The 15,440-nt window shown below is 63.7% G+C and carries 17 protein-coding genes; 11 read left to right on the forward strand and 6 right to left on the reverse strand.

What is annotated here, in order from left to right; genetic code table 11:
- Window positions 1–49: 49 nt before the first annotated feature.
- The gene (locus tag KMZ68_RS25860) at window positions 50–805 is read right to left on the reverse strand and encodes a dienelactone hydrolase family protein (RefSeq protein WP_215613903.1); all 756 of its coding nucleotides are present in this window, start codon (window positions 803–805) and stop codon (window positions 50–52) included.
- Between the two features lie 230 nt (window positions 806–1,035).
- Here KMZ68_RS25860 and pdhA point away from each other — a divergent pair, with 230 nt between their 5' ends.
- From pdhA to KMZ68_RS25890, 6 genes are all read left to right on the forward strand, one after another.
- A complete protein-coding gene (gene pdhA / locus KMZ68_RS25865) occupies window positions 1,036–2,097 on the forward strand; it encodes a pyruvate dehydrogenase (acetyl-transferring) E1 component subunit alpha (protein ID WP_215613904.1) in 1,062 nt (353 codons plus the stop codon).
- Window positions 2,094–3,074 (forward strand): alpha-ketoacid dehydrogenase subunit beta, encoded by a 981-nt coding sequence (locus tag KMZ68_RS25870; RefSeq protein WP_215613905.1) that lies wholly within the window; start codon window positions 2,094–2,096, stop codon window positions 3,072–3,074. The genes pdhA and KMZ68_RS25870 overlap by 4 nt, the downstream gene beginning before the upstream one ends.
- A gap of 11 nt (window positions 3,075–3,085) precedes the next feature.
- Entirely contained in the window at window positions 3,086–4,177 is a 1,092-nt protein-coding gene (locus KMZ68_RS25875) for a dihydrolipoamide acetyltransferase family protein (RefSeq protein WP_371741391.1), read from the forward strand.
- Window positions 4,178–4,191: 14 nt separating this feature from the next.
- Complete coding sequence (locus tag KMZ68_RS25880; protein ID WP_215613907.1) at window positions 4,192–5,298, forward strand: Glu/Leu/Phe/Val family dehydrogenase; 1,107 nt, start codon at window positions 4,192–4,194, stop codon at window positions 5,296–5,298.
- 268 nt (window positions 5,299–5,566) lie between these two features.
- Window positions 5,567–5,770 carry a dodecin family protein gene (locus KMZ68_RS25885; RefSeq protein ID WP_215604124.1) on the forward strand — a complete coding sequence of 68 codons (204 nt, stop codon included), beginning with the start codon at window positions 5,567–5,569 and terminating at the stop codon, window positions 5,768–5,770.
- Between the two features lie 63 nt (window positions 5,771–5,833).
- Window positions 5,834–6,235 (forward strand): hypothetical protein, encoded by a 402-nt coding sequence (locus KMZ68_RS25890; protein WP_215604125.1) that lies wholly within the window; start codon window positions 5,834–5,836, stop codon window positions 6,233–6,235.
- 240 nt (window positions 6,236–6,475) lie between these two features.
- Here KMZ68_RS25890 and KMZ68_RS25895 read toward each other — a convergent pair whose 3' ends face one another.
- Both KMZ68_RS25895 and KMZ68_RS25900 read right to left on the reverse strand, forming a co-directional pair.
- Window positions 6,476–8,776, reverse strand: a complete 2,301-nt coding sequence (locus KMZ68_RS25895; protein WP_215613908.1) for a xanthine dehydrogenase family protein molybdopterin-binding subunit — start codon at window positions 8,774–8,776, stop codon at window positions 6,476–6,478.
- The gene (locus tag KMZ68_RS25900) at window positions 8,773–9,264 is read right to left on the reverse strand and encodes a (2Fe-2S)-binding protein (protein ID WP_215613909.1); all 492 of its coding nucleotides are present in this window, start codon (window positions 9,262–9,264) and stop codon (window positions 8,773–8,775) included. The genes KMZ68_RS25895 and KMZ68_RS25900 overlap by 4 nt, the downstream gene beginning before the upstream one ends.
- A gap of 326 nt (window positions 9,265–9,590) precedes the next feature.
- On the opposite strand from KMZ68_RS25900, the gene KMZ68_RS25905 reads away from it, so the two are divergent.
- The 3 genes from KMZ68_RS25905 (at window position 9,591) to KMZ68_RS25915 (ending at window position 11,478) form a co-directional block, all read left to right on the forward strand.
- Complete coding sequence (locus KMZ68_RS25905) at window positions 9,591–10,379, forward strand: alpha/beta fold hydrolase (protein WP_215613910.1); 789 nt, start codon at window positions 9,591–9,593, stop codon at window positions 10,377–10,379.
- Between the two features lie 62 nt (window positions 10,380–10,441).
- A complete protein-coding gene (locus KMZ68_RS25910; protein ID WP_249779673.1) occupies window positions 10,442–10,732 on the forward strand; it encodes a hypothetical protein in 291 nt (96 codons plus the stop codon).
- Between the two features lie 74 nt (window positions 10,733–10,806).
- Complete coding sequence (locus tag KMZ68_RS25915; protein ID WP_215613912.1) at window positions 10,807–11,478, forward strand: dienelactone hydrolase family protein; 672 nt, start codon at window positions 10,807–10,809, stop codon at window positions 11,476–11,478.
- Between the two features lie 110 nt (window positions 11,479–11,588).
- Here the strand turns inward: KMZ68_RS25915 and KMZ68_RS25920 are convergent, their stop codons facing one another.
- The 3 genes from KMZ68_RS25920 to KMZ68_RS25930 all read right to left on the reverse strand — a co-directional run bounded on the left by KMZ68_RS25920 (window position 11,589) and on the right by KMZ68_RS25930 (window position 13,603).
- Window positions 11,589–12,290 (reverse strand): polysaccharide biosynthesis/export family protein, encoded by a 702-nt coding sequence (locus tag KMZ68_RS25920; RefSeq protein WP_249779482.1) that lies wholly within the window; start codon window positions 12,288–12,290, stop codon window positions 11,589–11,591.
- Window positions 12,291–12,452: 162 nt separating this feature from the next.
- Window positions 12,453–13,109 (reverse strand): peptide-methionine (S)-S-oxide reductase MsrA, encoded by a 657-nt coding sequence (msrA, locus tag KMZ68_RS25925; RefSeq protein WP_215613914.1) that lies wholly within the window; start codon window positions 13,107–13,109, stop codon window positions 12,453–12,455.
- A gap of 176 nt (window positions 13,110–13,285) precedes the next feature.
- Window positions 13,286–13,603 (reverse strand): hypothetical protein, encoded by a 318-nt coding sequence (locus tag KMZ68_RS25930; protein ID WP_215613915.1) that lies wholly within the window; start codon window positions 13,601–13,603, stop codon window positions 13,286–13,288.
- Between the two features lie 167 nt (window positions 13,604–13,770).
- On the opposite strand from KMZ68_RS25930, the gene KMZ68_RS25935 reads away from it, so the two are divergent.
- Entirely contained in the window at window positions 13,771–13,947 is a 177-nt protein-coding gene (locus KMZ68_RS25935) for a hypothetical protein (protein WP_215613916.1), read from the forward strand.
- A 4-nt stretch (window positions 13,948–13,951) separates the two neighbouring features.
- On the forward strand, window positions 13,952–14,218 hold the full coding sequence (rpsT, locus tag KMZ68_RS25940; protein WP_215604133.1) for a 30S ribosomal protein S20: 267 nt from the start codon (window positions 13,952–13,954) through the stop codon (window positions 14,216–14,218).
- Window positions 14,219–15,440: the final 1,222 nt, after the last annotated feature.

Genomic DNA, 15,440 nt, shown 5'->3' on the forward strand with positions numbered 1-15,440 from the left:
TAGACTCAGCCACTGATTGAAAAGGCCACCATGTGGGTGGCCTTTTTGCCTATTTTTGAAGGCCAGCGGCAAAGAACTTGGTCGCCTCGGCCTTCGCTTCCTGATCCACTTTGGCGTCGTATCTGAGCGGCAGGTTGAACTTCTTGCCGAGCTCGGTGGCTTCGGGGTTCGTGAACGCGTGCACCGCGCCGGGATATTCGATGACCCGATAATCGGCCTTCGCTGCGTCGAAATCCTTCTTGAGCGCGTCGTACTGCTCACGTTTTACGAATGGATCGTCCGCGCCATTTAGGACAAGGATCTTCGCTTTGATGGTTCCCGGCGCGGGCGCTGGGGTATTGAGACCGAGCGATGCGTGAAAGCCCGCAACGGCGACGAGGTCAGCGCCGGAACGCGCCATGTTCAGCACGACCGCGCCGCCGAAGCAGTAACCAACGGCGCCGATCCGCTGGGGATTGACCGAGGCTTGCTTCGCGAGTTGGCCCCGCGCTGCGTTAAAGCGCGACTCCATCACCGTCGGGTTCTTCATCACCGAACCCGAGAGCGCGCCGGCGTCCTTGGGGTTGTCGGCGGTCTTGGCGTCGCCGTACATGTCAGCAATGAAGGCTGTGTAGCCCTGCTGCGCGAGCTTCCGCGCCTCGTTATGGATGTGGTTGGTGATGCCCCACCATTCATGCACCATGACGATCCCAGGTCGCTTGGCTTCGGTAGCGTCGTCGTATACGACGAAGCCCTTCATGGTGGTCTCGCCGTCCGTATAGATGACCGGCTCTTCCCTGACCGCAGCGTTTGCGTTCGTGACCATTGCGATGGCGCAAAGTGCTCCTACCATAACTGTTCGCATGCTGCCCCCCTGCAAATTGGCACAACTATATTGGCATACCAGCGATTCCAACGCTAGGCTGCGGGCGGCCTATTCACTCACGCCGACACGAAGCCGATCAACGGTCCTGATCACGATCGATTGAGATAGATCAAGAGCAGGATCCCGCTTCCGCGCGAGTTTACCAACAAGATTGGGCAAGGGATTAGTCTATGTTGGGCAACCGATTGCTCTGCGTGCTCGATCGCGACGGCAATCTTGCCGGGCCCCTGCCCGAATTCGCGCGCGACCCCGCCGAACTGCTGCGGCTCTATCGGACGCTTGTTCTCACGCGCACATTCGACACCAAGGCCATCGCGCTGCAACGTACCGGCCGCCTCGGCACCTACGCGTCGTCGCTGGGGCAAGAGGCTGTATCGGTCGGTGCAGCCGCCGCGATGGCGAAAAGCGATGTCCTTGTTCCGAGCTTTCGCGAACATGGCGCGCAGATTTGGCGCGGCGTCACGCTCAAAGAGCTGTTCCTCTATTGGGGCGGCGACGAACGCGGCAACGATTTCGCCGGTCCACGCGAGGATTTTCCGAATTGCGTCCCGGTTGCTTCGCACGCGCCGCATGCCGTGGGCGTGGCGCTGGCCTTTCGTCTGCGCGGCGAACAGCGTGCCGCCGTGTGCGTGTTCGGCGACGGCGCCACCTCGAAAGGAGACGTGGCCGAAGCCCTGAACATGGCAGGTGTCTGGAAAGTTCCGGCAGTCTTCGTCGTCAATAACAATGCCTGGGCGATCTCGGTCCCGCGTGAAAAGCAGACCGCCGCCGCGACGCTGGCGCAAAAGGCCGTCGCTGCCGGCATTCCCGGTGAGCAGGTCGATGGCAATGATGTCATCGCCGTCCGAGCGGCGACGGAGCGGGCGCTGGCGCGGGCGCGGCAGGGGCTCGGTCCTGCCTTGATCGAAGCACTGACCTACCGCTTGTGCGACCATACCACTTCCGATGACGCCAGCCGCTATCGCAACGACGCCGAGGTCAGCGGCCATTGGCCGGCTGAACCGGTGGCGCGTCTGCGCAAGTTCCTGATGAACGCCGGGCACTGGAGCAAAGACATGGAAGAGGCCCTGTTGCATGAGTGCAGCAGCTCCGTCGAAGGAGCGGCCGAGGCGTATCTTGCCACGCCGGCTCAGCCGATCTCTGCTATTTTCGATTACATCTATGCCGAAATTCCAGCCGAGCTCGCAGAGCAGCGGGAAGCAGCAACCGTTCAGGCGCAAGGTGACGCATGACCGAGCTCAGCCTGGTGCAAGCGGTCAATGCCGCGCTGAAACACGCCATGAACGAGGACGTGCGCGTGCTGGTGCTGGGGGAGGACGTCGGCATCGACGGCGGTGTGTTTCGCGCGACCGAAGGACTGTTCAGGATTTTCGGCGAGCAGCGCGTGCTCGATACGCCGCTGGCAGAGGCCTCGATCGCCGGAGTTTCGATCGGGCTCGCGGCGCAGGGATTTCGCCCGGTGGCAGAAATCCAGTTCACTGGTTTCGCCTATGCCTGTATCGACCAGATCCTCAATCATGCTTCCCGGCTGCGCGCGCGCACGCGCGGCCGCCTGACCTGTCCGATGGTGCTGCGCTCTCCGGCGGGCGGCGGGATCAAGGCGGTCGAGCATCATTCCGAAAGTCCCGAGGCCATGTTCGCACATATCCCGGGGGTCAAGGTGGTCATGCCATCGTCCGCCGCGCGTGCCTACGGCCTGCTGCTGTCGGCCATCCGGGATCCCGATCCGGTCGTGTTCCTGGAACCTGCCCGGCTTTACCGCGCTGCGAGGGAAGACGTTCCGGACGATGGCGCCGGCATACCGCTGGGCCACTGCCTTACGCTGCGGGCGGGGCGCGACGTCACAATCGTAGGCTGGGGAGCAATGGTCAAGGAGGCGCTCGAAGCCGCCGATCAACTGGCAGCAGAAAACGTCGAGGCCGAGGTCATCGACGTTGCGACGCTGAAGCCGCTGGACAGCGCAACGATTCTGGCGTCGGTAGAGCGCACCGGCCGTCTCGTCGTCGTGCATGAGGCGCCGATGACGTGCGGATACGGTGCCGAGATCGCCGCTCGCGTCGCCAGCCGCGCCATGACCAGCCTGCTTGCGCCGATCGAGCGCGTGACCGGCTACGATACGATGATGCCTTATGCCCGCATGGAGGCGCATTACATGCCGCAAGTCGGGGCCATCATGACGGCGGCGCGGCGCGTGATGGCCTTCACATGAGCAGGTTCGCATTGCCCGATCTCGGCGAGGGCTTGCAGGAGGCCGAGATCGTCAGTTGGCACGTGGCGCAGGGCGATCACGTCGTGGTCGATCAGCCGTTGCTGGCGGTCGAAACCGAAAAGGCGGTAGTGGAAATTCCATCGCCGCAGGCAGGCCACATCGCGAGGCTGCTGGCCAAGGTTGGCGAGCGGGTGAAAGTCGGCGCAGCCCTGCTTGAATTCGAGGAAGGCCCGCATGCCGAAGCCGGCACCGTCATGGGGCAGCTGGCGGAACCGGCACCGGCCGCGGCGCCACCGGCAGCAGCAGCCGCTGCGCCTGCGCCAGGCGCCATACGGGCGACGCCCGCGGTGCGGGCTCGCGCCCGCGAGCTTGGCGTAGACCTCGCGCGCGTGACGCGGACGGGTCCGGGCAACACAGTGACCATGTCCGACGTCCAGGCCACGGCGGCGGGCGCCGTCACGGGCCAAGCGGCTGCGCCGTTGCGAGGCGCACGGAGGACCATGGCCGCCAACATGGCGCGGGCATGGCGTGAGGTCGTTCATGCGACCCTTCAGGATGAAGCCGACATCGAGGCATGGGCACCGAGCGAAGACCTGACAGGCCGGCTGGTGCGGGCGATGATCGCCGGCTGCAGAGCCGAGCCGGCCCTGAACGCCAGCTACGATGCAGCCTCAATGTCGCTACGAGAAAATCCCACCATCGATCTCGGGCTCGCGATCGACAGTCCCGACGGGCTGTTTGTTCCGGTGCTGCGGGACGCGGCGCGCGAAGCCCCGCAGGGTTGGCGCCGGCAAATCGATGCGTTCAAGCGCGGCGTGCGGGAGCGGAGCCTGGCGCCAGCCGATCTGCGCGGCGCGACCATCACGCTGTCGAACTTTGGATCGATCGCCGGCCGCCATGCATCGCTGATCGTGATGCCGCCGCAGGTGGCTATCCTCGGCGTCGGCCGGGTCGTGGCGCTGCCGGCCCGGGGCGCCGACGGCGGCGGCGCCCTGCATCGCGCCTTACCGCTGTCGCTGACCTTCGATCACCGCGCGGTCACCGGCGGCATGGCGGGGCGCTTCCTGCGCGCGGTGATCGCCGATCTTGAAAGCGCATCCTGACCAAGAGGGCTGACATGGAGGACATGTTTCGATTTGCCGATGACTTCGGGCCTGCCCGGATCATCCATATTTGTCGGCCCAGTCTTGCACTGAAGGCCATTGTCGTCATCGACAATACCGCTTGCGGTGCGGGCATCGGCGGGGTCCGAATGGCGCCCGATGTATCGGTCGAGGAATGCTTCCGACTCGCACGCGCAATGACCTGGAAAAACGCCGCCGCCGGCCTGCCACACGGCGGCGGCAAGTCGGTCATTTTCGGCAACCCCCGCATGGCCGGGGCATTGAAGGAGCAGCTGATCCGCGCCTTCGCCGACGGTATCCGGGATATCACCGACTACATTCCCGGGCCGGACATGGGCACGGACGAGCAATGCATGGCATGGGTCAAGGACGAAATCGGCCGAGCCGTCGGCTTGCCAGCCGCTCTCGGCGGAATTCCACTCGATGAGATCGGCGCAACCGGCTTCGGGCTGGCGGCCTGTGTCGATGTTGCCAGCGAATTTATCGGTCTCGACCTGAAAGGTGCACGTATCGCCGTGCAGGGGTTCGGCGCTGTCGGCAAACACGCGGCGCTCTTTCTTGCCCAGAAAGGCGCCCTTCTTGTCGCTGCGAGCGACACAGGTGGAACATTGGCCGACCCATCGGGGCTCGACGTTGGTGCGCTGATTGCCCTTAAGGAGGCAGGACGATCGCTGAACGACCACGACAAGGGCTCGAAGCTCGCTGCCGATACAATCCTCGATATTGACTGTGACATATGGATACCAGCGGCGCGGCCCGATGTGGTGCGCGCTGACAATGTTTCACGGCTGCGGACTCGTTTGATGGTGCAAGGTGCCAATATCCCATGCACGCCGGAAGCCGAGCGGGCGCTGCATGAGCGCGGAGTGCTGGTGATTCCGGATTTCATCGCGAATGCCGGTGGCGTGATCTGTGCCTCGGTCGAGTCTCGGGGCGGTACACAGCGCGCGGCCTTTGACGATATCGATGAGCGAATTCGCGCCAACGTGCGCACGGTCCTGGAAGAGAGTCGACGCCAAAAGGCGCTTCCGCGCGCTGCAGCCGTCGCGCTGGCCGAGCGCCGCGTGCGAGCAGCCATGCAAACGCGGCGTTGGCGCTGAATACAGCCGGCTGCGCAACCACGGACCACAGTTTTCTTGTTTCCAGTGGCGGCTTCGCGCCTGGCAGGTTTGCTGCCATCGCTCGATATCGTATTTGTCTTTGATGCAGATCAATCTGCGCGGCTCTATTGCGCGCGGCAGGGCGGGAACTTTTGCCGGCTGACCCTATTTGTCTTTCCGCGATGTCGGACGCACAAGAGTTGATCAACTACCCTGAAGAAGAATCCGGCGCACGACAACATATCGTTTCACCAACAAGGAGGCGTCAATGTCGGTAGCCAGAGTTACGGAGATTATCGCCAGTTCAAACAAGAGCTTCGAGGACGCGATCGAGAAGGGCATCGCTCGCGCCGTCAGCACACTCAAGAATGTCGAGGCCGCATGGGTCAAGGAACAGAAGGTTATCGTGAAGAATGGGAAGATTGCCGAGTATCGCGTCGACCTCAAGGTGACTTTTATCCTGAACGACTGATGAAGAGCAGTTCAGCACATTTGGCAGGGCTTGCCCTTGCTCAAATGTTTGGGAGTTATTGAAATGAATAAATCGTCTGGAGTTCTTGTCGCCGCGCTGGCTGTGGCCTTGGGGCCGTGGGTCGTTGCGCCTGCCGCAGCGGCGCCGATCGGGTCGCCACGAATGCTGCAAGAGACGGTGGGGCCGCCGGCAGAGACCATACAATATCGCCGCGGCTGGCGCGGCGGCTATCATGGCGGCGCAGGAATTGGCCTTGGCATCGCAGGCGCACTGATCGGCGGAGCGATTATTGGGGCAGCAACGCAGCCCTACGGCTATTACGAGGGCTACCCGCCCGGCTATTATGGTCCGGCCTACGGCGTCGCGCCTCCCTACGATCCCGGGTATGCCATTCGCAATGGCTTCGTCTGTCAGCCGGGAACAGTGTTCCGTGGCGAGGATGGCCGCAACCATCTCTGCCAGTAGTGAATTGAAAAAGCGCCCAGTCGGGCGCTTTTTCAAGCATCTGGGTGGAGCGCAGCGATACCCATCATTGGACGTGTGCGGGATATCGCCAGCGGCCTTCAGAGGCTTGAAGATGGGTTTCGCAAGTGCTCAACCCATCCTACGGACCTAACGGCGGGCACAGGTGTCCAACGTCGTCATAAAAAAAATCCGCCGGAAGCAGGGCTTCCGGCGGATCGTTATCATCCATGACTTGACGGCTCACGCCTTCATGTTCGCCTTCACCGCCTCCGCCGTGATCGGCAGCGAGCGGACGCGGGCGCCGCAGGCATTGAAGATCGCGTTGCCGATCGCGGGCGCGACCACGGTCACCGCGGGCTCGCCGACGCCGGTGGCCTTCTCGCCGTTGGCGATGACGTTGACCGCGACTTCCGGCACCTGGGACATCCGCAGCGGCTTGTAGGTGTCGAAGTTGGCCTGCTCGATGCCGCCGTTCTTCAGCGTCGCCTTCTCGTACATCGCAAGCGACAGTCCCCACAGCGCCGCGCCCTCGACCTGGGCGCGGATGTTGTCGGGATGCACCTGGGTGCCGACGTCGGTCGCCACGGTCAATTTCCTGACCTTGACTTCGCCTGACGGCGCGACCGCGACATGGGCCACGCACGCGGTCCAGCTTGCGGTCGCCCTCTCCTGCGACGAAACGCAGGCCACGCCCATGCCTTCGCCCTTCGGCAGTTGCCTGGTGCCGTAGCCGGCCATGCCCATCGCGGCGAGCAGGGTGTTGCGCAGGCGCTGCGCGCCGCCGTCGTTCTTGCCTTTGCCGTCCAGGAGCGCGATCCGGTACTGCGCGGGATCCTTGCCGGCGGCGTGAGCGAGTTCGTCGATCATGCTTTCGACCGCCCAGAAGGTCCAGCCGGGCGCGACCGAACGCAACTGCCCCGACGGGGTGGCGTTGTGCGCCATCTCGTTGAGGATGGCGCGGACGTTGTGATTGGGCACGGAATAGAAGAAGTCCGCCCCGTTCACGGTGAACGCATCGAGCGCCCCTTTCTTGTCGACCGAAGGCGACAGGAAATCCGGGATGCCCCAGCGCTTGGTCGGCCACGCCGAGACCACGTCGTGGTTCATCGCAATCAGCTTGCCGTCGCCGTCGAGACCGGCCTTGATCTTCTGGAACGTCAGCGGACGCGAGAAGTCCATGGTCATGTCGTTCTCGCGCGAGTAGATCACCTTGACCGGCTTGCCGACGGCCTTCGCCGCCTGCACCGCGGGCACCATCATGTCGGCGTCGAGACGGCGGCCGAAGCCTCCGCCCAGCCACATCTGGTGCATCACGACGAATTTGGGATCGACCCCGGCGGCGCCCGCCGCGATCGCGCCGGAGCGCGTCGCGAACTGGTTGCCGGAATAGATGTGCCAGATATCGCCCTTGAGCTCCGCCGTGGCGTTCATCGGCTCCAGCGGCGCATGGATGTTGATGCTGGTGGTGTATTCCGCCTCCAGCACCTTGGCCGCCGTGCCGAGGGCGGCCGCGGTATCGCCGTCCTTGACGAAGAACAGGCCGGAATCGTCCAGCGCCTGCAGCCGCTTGGCCTCGTCGAGCAGCGACTGGCTCGACAGCTTGGCGTTGGGCCCGCCGTCATAGGCGATCTTCAGCGCGTCCGCGGCCTTGCGGGCGTTGGCATAGGTGTTGGCCACCGCCACCACCCAGCCGGACGTGGTCGCGGTCTTGTCGTCGAGGATGACGGCCTTGATGAAGCCCGGCACCTTCTTGGCCTCGCCGTCGTCGACCGATTTGACGGTGGCGCCGTAGCGAACCGGCGGCGTGACGATCTTGCCGTACACCATGCCCGGCAACATGACGTCGATGCCGAATTTGGCCGACCCGTTGGTCTTCGAGGGGATGTCGAGCTGCGGCACCGAGACGCCGATCATGGTGTACTTGTCGGGCGTCTTGAGCTTGATGGCCTTGAGCTCGTCCGGGGTGAAGGTCTTGGTGATCTTGCCGCTCTTGACGATTTCGGCGAACGTCATCGACTTCTTCGATTTCGGATGCGAAACGACGGAGTCCCGGACGACCAGCTCGTCCTTGAAGTAGGGCGGCAGCCCCATCGCCGTGGCCGCAGCCTCGGTCAACGCGATGCGCCCGGCGGCGCCCGCGCGGCTCATGGCATCGAAGTTCATCATCGTGCTCCAGCTGCCGCCGGTGATCTGCGCGCCGAGCACAGGGTCGTTGAACTTCGGATCGTTGGACGCGAGCTGAACCCGCATGTCCTTCCAGTTCGAGCCGAGTTCTTCCGCGATGATCTGCGCCATGGTCGAGGCAATGTGCTGGCCCATGTCGGCCTTGCCGCAGGTAACCGTGACCAGCCCGTCCGGCGCGATCGAATACCAGACGCTGGGATCGAAATTGCCCGCTGCGGCCAGCGCCCGATCGGCGCCAAGCAGGCCGGGAACGGCGGAATAGCCGAGCGCGAGACCGGCGGCGGCGGATCCGACCAGGAACGAGCGGCGGCTGAGATCGGCTGAAGCCGGTGGGGTGACTTTCACGTGCGTATTCATGTTGCCCTCCGCTCGGTGCCGGCGTTGGAGGCGGTGCGCATTTCGGAAGCCGCGCGCATGATCGCCTTCTGAATCCGCGAATAGGTCATGCAACGGCAGAGATTGCCGTCCATGTGCGCCACCACTTCTTCCTTGCTCGGATTGGGGTTCCTGGCGAGCAACGAGGCCGCCTGCATGATCTGGCCAGACTGGCAGTAGCCGCATTGCGGAACCTGCTCGGCGATCCAGGCCTTCTGCAAGGGATGATCGCCCTTGGCGCTGAGGCCCTCGATGGTGGTGATCTTCTTGCCGGCGACGTCGCCGAGCGAGGTCTGGCAGGAACGCACCGCCTCGCCGTTGACGTGCACGGTGCAGGCTCCGCATAGGCCGGCGCCGCAGCCGAATTTCGTTCCGGTCATCTGCAGCTGTTCGCGGATGGCCCACAGCAGCGGCGTATCGGGAGCCGCCTCGACGGACATATTCCGCCCGTTGATGTTGAGATTAGGCATGGTCTCTTCCCCCCTGCCGGTGCATGAAGCCGCTTACGGCGGCAACTCACATGTTGGCTTATGGTCTGACACCCACCGGGCCGATGCCGACCTTAGCGCGCAGAATGATCGCGTTCCCATCGCTAGGCAAATGCAATTTGGAATTGAGTGACGAGAAAATATTCCGGTCCGCCGGTTTGTGCGATGCGGCAACGACTTGTCACGAAGTTGTCGATCGGATCTGCTGCCCACGCCGGCGGGGGCGCCGCCGCCGCATGGAATTGGGCATTTCCCCTCGGCGAACGGATCGCGCTAGAATAGGGTCACGAGATATTCAGGAAATCGCGATGCCAAAACTCAGACGTGACGGGGTCGAAATCCATTACGAGGTCCATGGCTCCGGTCCGGCGCTGTTGCTGACCCATGGCTATTCGTCCACCGGCGAGATGTGGCGGGGCCAGATCGAGGCGCTGTCGAAAAACCACAGGCTCGTGTTGTGGGACATGCGCGGCCACGGCCGGTCCGATTATCCCGACGATCCATCCGCCTATAGCGAAGCCGCGACGGTCGCCGACATGGCCGCACTGCTCGACGAGGTCGGCGCTTCCAGCGCCATCGTCGGCGGGCTTTCGCTTGGCGGGTACATGTCGCTCGCATTCTATCGTGCGTATCCGGAGCGCGTGCGCGCGCTGCTGATCATCGATACCGGACCCGGCTTCAAGAAGGACGACGCCCGCGAGGCCTGGAACAGGCGCGCCCACGAAACCGGCGACCGTTTCGAGCGCGAAGGCCTCGACGTGCTGAAATCATTCAGCCGCGAACGCGCCGAGGCGAGCCATCGCGACGCGTCGGGGCTGGCGCGCGCCGCGCGCGGCATGCTGATCCAGCGCGACGCCCGCGTGATCGAATCGCTGCCCGACATCAGGGTGCCGTCGCTGGTCGTGGTCGGCGCCGACGACACGCCGTTCCTCGCCGCCTCCGACTACATGGCGGCGAAGATTCCCGGCGCCAGGAAGGTGGTGATCCCGGCCGCCGGCCACGCCGTCAACATCGACCAGCCGCAGGCGTTCATCGAAGCCGTATTGCCGTTCCTCGACAGCCTCGATGCAACGGCGGCGCGAGAGGTCGCGTCATGAGGATGATGGCCGCTGCGGCAGTCTCGATCGTTGCGGTGTTGGGCGGAACGGCCGTTCCTGCAATGGCGCAGACCCTGCCGCCGGCAGGCGGTCCCTACGCGCCGCCCTTTACCGCGACATTGTCGAACAATACGCCGCTGGTGTTCGGCATGGACGCCGGGGATGCGGCGCGGGCTCTCGGCGTCCCGCTCAATTACATCAAGGGCCGGCCGGGTAACGAAATCTACCTGGCGTTCCGCGACTTCGGCGGCAGCGGCCTGTTCCCTCACCGCCACCGGCTCTATCTGCAATTCCGCGGCGGCCGGCTGGCCGGCTGGAAGGGCGACTGGGGCCGCAACTGGATGTGGCAATAGCGGACCGGCCGGACACCGCCCTCTTCTCCTCGCACACCCGCCGACAAGATCAACCCGCAACAAAGGGATGCCCCGTGGGACAAGACATCAAGCTGACGGCTTCGGACCATTTTCAACTGGGCGGCTATCGCGCCGATCCCGCCGGCGCGCCCAGGGCGGCCGTGGTGGTGATCCAGGAGATCTTTGGCGTCAATCACCACATCCGCGCGGTCTGCGACCGTCTCGCGGCCGAGGGCTATGTCGCCATCGCGCCTTCGATCTTCGACCGCACCGAGCGCAATTTCCAATGCGGCTATTCGCCTGACGAGATTGCGAACGCGCGAAAATTCATCGCCAACCCCGACTGGGCGTCGATGCTGCGCGACACCCAGGCCGCCATCGACGCGGTCAGGCATGTCGGCCCGGTCGGCATCATCGGCTTCTGCCTCGGCGGCAGCATCGCTTATGCCGCCGCCACCAAGCTTTCAGGGCTGTCGGCGGCGATCGGCTATTACGGCGGCGCCATCGTCCGCTTCGCCGGCGACAAGCCTGAGGTGCCGACGCAATTGCATTTCGGCGAGAAGGACGCCGGCATTCCCCTCAGCGATGTCGAGACCATCAGGACGAAGCGGCCCGACGTCGAGATCCATGTCTATCCGGGCGCGCAGCACGGCTTTCACTGCGACGAGCGGGCAAGCTACGACAAGACCAGCGCCGATATCGCCTGGCCGCGCAGCATGGCGTTCCTCGGCAAGCATTTGCGCTAGTCGTCATTGCCGGGCTTGACCCGGCAATCCATCCTGTTCGAAATGAGTTTGGTCTGCTGGCGCGGACGATGGATGCGCGGATCAAGTCCGCGCATGACAAGTGAGTGGATTCAGAACCAGCGCTCGCCGACCAGAACGGTATCGCCGGGGGCAACCGCGGTGCCGAGCGGCACCACGGTGCGCATCGATCCCGAAGCGTCGGTGTGGGTGAGGGTGACACGGTCGCGGCGGGCGCGCGGCGAGAAGCCGCCGGCGATCGCCACCGCGCTTTCGACGCTCATATTGGGCACGTAAGGATATTGGCCGGGGGCCGCGACCTCGCCGAGGATGAAGAACGGCCGGTAGGCCTCGATCTCCACCGCCACCGAGGGCTCGCGGATATAGCCGTTGCGCAGTCTGGCGGCGATCTCGGCGGCGAGGCCCGCCGGCGTCCGCCCGCGCGCCGGCACCGCGCCGATCAGCGGCATGGTGATCGAGCCGCCGGCGTCGATCGCATAAGTGTTGGTGAGACCTTCCTGGCCGTAGACCACGACCCGCAATTTGTCGCCGGCGTCGAGATGATAGGCCGCGTCATAGGCCACCGGCATGGGTGCTGCCGCATAGGCCACCGGAACCGGCGCGTAGGTCCGGCCGGGCGCCGCGGCAAAGCTGGAGCGAAGCGCAGCGATCGCGCCGCCGCCGGCATCGGCGGCGACGACCGGCGGAGCGGGATTATTGGGCTGGCCATAGGCCATGGAATCGAGATCGCCAGGCTGCACCACGGCGACGGGTCCCGGCGTGCGCATGCAGCCCGACAGAGCGAGCGCAGTCATGATGGCAGTGATCGGTAATCGAAACGCGCGCACAACCCGCACCGGAGCCATCCCTCATAGCGAGACAGCCAAAGTCTTGCACCGGTTATGGTTAACAAATGGTTTTTTCGGCGGCCGGGGCGGAAAGCCGAAAAACGGCTTTCCGCGACTGCTGCGAACCCTTCAGGCGCTGACGCCGGCACCGATCGGACACGACACGCCGGTGCCGCCAAGCCCGCAATAGCCGGCCGGATTCTTGGCCAGATATTGCTGATGATAGTCCTCGGCGAAATAGAATGCGCCTGCAGGTGCGATCTCGGTGGTGATGGCGCCGAGGCCCTTTGCCGTCAACGCCTTCTGGTAGGCCGCCTTCGACGCATCGACGGCTTTGCGCTGCGCGTCGCCGAAGGTGTAGACCGCGGAACGATACTGGGTGCCGACGTCATTGCCCTGACGCATGCCCTGGGTCGGGTTATGGCTTTCCCAAAACGTCTTCAGGAGCTGCTCGTACGAAATCTTGTTCGGATCGAACACCACCAGCACCGCTTCGGTATGACCGGTGCGGCCCGAGCAAACCTCCTCATAGCCGGGGTTTGGGGTATGCCCGCCGGCATAGCCGACGGCCGTGGTGTAGATGCCATCGCCGAGTTCCCAGAACTTGCGCTCCGCACCCCAGAAGCAGCCAAGCCCGAACACCGCCTGCTCCAGTCCTGCGGGGTAAGGCGGCTGCAGCTGGCGGCCATTGACGAAATGGCTCCTGGCCGTGGGGATCGGCTGCGAACGGCCGGGCAGCGCCTCGGCTGCGCTCGGCAGTGCTGTGGTCTTGCGCGTGAAAAACATCGGTCACCTCCCGGCGGAATGCTGAAACGCGTGGGAACAGCGTGCGTCTCGGATATCGGCTCCAATATAGGCGTTTACGTCGGCAGCCATAGCCTTGTTACGCCGGGGCTGCGAACACAACCGCGGCAACGCCTTCAGCACCCGTGGGATCGGGTCTCCCGGATCGGCTTTCCCGGTCAGCTCCGCGAATAGCCGATCAGCGGCTTGCGCGGCCGGAACAGCAGCATCAGCAGAATACCCAGCACGCCCATCACGGCAAAAACCGGCTGGTCCAGGACGACCTTGGCGACGCTGGTCCAGAGCCAGGGCGCCACGCCCTCGACCCAGGCCCGGAACGCCTGCTGGCTGGACTGATGGATATCGTTCCAGAATTGCCCGAACCGGGTGAATTGCAGGGTCTGGTCGGCCACCCAGCGCGCGCCGTCATAGACCATGAAGATAAATCCGCCGGCCAGCAGCAGCAGCCCCACAAGTCGGAAGAAACCGCGGATCATGCGTCACCTTATCTCTGTCGCGCCCGGAACGCCGTCAGGCATTACCGGGGGGCCCCAGGAAATTCAACTACTTCAGCATCTTATCCGCGCTTCCGGGCCGAGCTCGCCGGTCCGGCCGGGCCCGGAAGGCGTTGACGCTGCCAAGCGCGCCCTCTATAAGACCGGCAATGGCGGCGGGCGCAATCCCGCCGCCGCTGTTCTTTGAGCGGCGCCGTCGTGAGGGCATATTGGCTTTCGAAAACGGCATTCTCGGGAACACTGGAAAACACCCCGCGTCGATCATGCAGTTGAAGGTTTGGCAGGCTCTGGCCCGCTGCGATCGGTCACCGCCGAAGGATATTTGAGAACATGGCCAATACCACTTCCGCCAAGAAGGCGACGCGCAAGATTGCCCGCCGCACCATCATCAACAAGTCGCGCCGCACCCAGATGCGCGGCGCGGTACGCACCGTCGAAGAAGCGATCAAGAGCGGCGACCGCGATGCGGCGCTGAAGGCGATGACGCGCGCGGAACCGGAACTGATGCAGGCAGCGCAGCGCAACATCATTCACAAGAACAACGCGAGCCGAAAAGTCTCGCGGCTCGCGCATCAGATCGCAAAGCTCGCGAAGTAAGACTGATCGAAAACGATATTCGTCAAAGAGCCCGGCCCCGCCGGGCTTTTTCTTTTTCGTACGTGCCGTTCTGCGCAATCGCCCTGGCGAAACTCCTGGGCGCCCCGTAGTTTTACTACCACCCTATGTAGGAAGGCAGACTCTGGGAGGCTCGCGAGGGCGAGCGCCGGTTTGATGCAGATCAAGCGATCGGCCACGCATTTGAAAAAGCAATCGTGACGCCGCGCCGCGGCGCGAAGCGCTTCAGGGTTACCCTGTTCCGACGAGCAAAAAAAATGGCGCTTGCGTAGTCACTTATCGGCATAGTGGCGGCAGGTTGTTTGAAAATTCATTTTCGCCTCGCTCAACCTTAAACGAATTATGAATTTATTTGGCGCGGTTGTCAGAAATGTCACAGCGCTTCTGCAATTCGAATCTCCGCACAGATTCAAAACGTTGCCGCCTTCAAAAAAATCCGCCGCGCGATTTCGCAAACGCGAAGCGATCTTTTCGCCTCGCGGCGTGAATCATTTTCGTTGCGGGAAACAAGCCATGATGTATCTCTAAGAACGTTCGCGGCGCCCACGGCTCTTCAGACCAGCGCGGTTTAAGAAACGGGGCGGACGTGCAAATCGGCGGCGGTGTGCGCGTTGGCGACGCTTTCCAAGCGATTGTCGGGTAAGACCTCATAGCGATATGGGGAATATGGATCTGTGTCGAAATTTCTCAAGGCGGGGCACTCGTTGTCGCGCCGGCCTAGAACAAGAGAGATACGCACCGGCCGACCGAGCAATGCGCAGGGCGACGCCTCAGGACGGGTTAAGACAAACGGGCTGAACGAAGCGGTATCGCGTCTGAACGATTTTCGGCTTCAGGCGTTGCCGACTGAATTTGAAACACGAGTGGAATGACAACTCGCCGTGAGCAATCAAGGCGAGAGGGGGAGGCTGTATGCTTAACGGGATCATCGCAGTAGTCGATCAATTGCCAATCTCCGCCGATGACGTATTGGCCGCTTTGGACATTGCCCGTACGCGGCCCACCGCGCGCGCTCCGGACAGACCGTCGAGTACGCGCTGACCTCGCGAACACTTCTTTTCCAGCCCGATCTTGCCAGACGGCGTTTCGCCGGACGGCCGGTCTGTGCCTGGAGACGAAGCCTCGCTTGAGGTCACGCCGCGCGGAACACCCGCCCGGCGGTTTCGCCAGCCAAAATTTACTCCCATCAGAAAAGTCGTCGAAA

The organism is Bradyrhizobium sediminis (assembly GCF_018736105.1).
In the GTDB taxonomy this organism is placed as follows: domain Bacteria; phylum Pseudomonadota; class Alphaproteobacteria; order Rhizobiales; family Xanthobacteraceae; genus Bradyrhizobium.

Bases quoted from the DNA above. Each gene is read 5' to 3' on its own strand.
- KMZ68_RS25860 (WP_215613903.1), bottom strand. From the start codon at position 805: ATGGTCACGAACGCAAACGCTGCGGTCAGGGAAGAGCCGGTCATCTAT.
- pdhA (WP_215613904.1), top strand. From the start codon at position 1,036: ATGTTGGGCAACCGATTGCTCTGCGTGCTCGATCGCGACGGCAATCTT.
- KMZ68_RS25870 (WP_215613905.1), top strand. From the start codon at position 2,094: ATGACCGAGCTCAGCCTGGTGCAAGCGGTCAATGCCGCGCTGAAACAC.
- KMZ68_RS25880 (WP_215613907.1), top strand. From the start codon at position 4,192: ATGGAGGACATGTTTCGATTTGCCGATGACTTCGGGCCTGCCCGGATC.
- KMZ68_RS25885 (WP_215604124.1), top strand. From the start codon at position 5,567: ATGTCGGTAGCCAGAGTTACGGAGATTATCGCCAGTTCAAACAAGAGC.
- KMZ68_RS25890 (WP_215604125.1), top strand. From the start codon at position 5,834: ATGAATAAATCGTCTGGAGTTCTTGTCGCCGCGCTGGCTGTGGCCTTG.
- KMZ68_RS25895 (WP_215613908.1), bottom strand. From the start codon at position 8,776: ATGAATACGCACGTGAAAGTCACCCCACCGGCTTCAGCCGATCTCAGC.
- KMZ68_RS25900 (WP_215613909.1), bottom strand. From the start codon at position 9,264: ATGCCTAATCTCAACATCAACGGGCGGAATATGTCCGTCGAGGCGGCT.
- KMZ68_RS25905 (WP_215613910.1), top strand. From the start codon at position 9,591: ATGCCAAAACTCAGACGTGACGGGGTCGAAATCCATTACGAGGTCCAT.
- KMZ68_RS25910 (WP_249779673.1), top strand. From the start codon at position 10,442: ATGGCGCAGACCCTGCCGCCGGCAGGCGGTCCCTACGCGCCGCCCTTT.
- KMZ68_RS25920 (WP_249779482.1), bottom strand. From the start codon at position 12,290: ATGACTGCGCTCGCTCTGTCGGGCTGCATGCGCACGCCGGGACCCGTC.
- msrA (WP_215613914.1), bottom strand. From the start codon at position 13,109: ATGTTTTTCACGCGCAAGACCACAGCACTGCCGAGCGCAGCCGAGGCG.
- KMZ68_RS25930 (WP_215613915.1), bottom strand. From the start codon at position 13,603: ATGATCCGCGGTTTCTTCCGACTTGTGGGGCTGCTGCTGCTGGCCGGC.
- KMZ68_RS25935 (WP_215613916.1), top strand. From the start codon at position 13,771: ATGGCGGCGGGCGCAATCCCGCCGCCGCTGTTCTTTGAGCGGCGCCGT.
- rpsT (WP_215604133.1), top strand. From the start codon at position 13,952: ATGGCCAATACCACTTCCGCCAAGAAGGCGACGCGCAAGATTGCCCGC.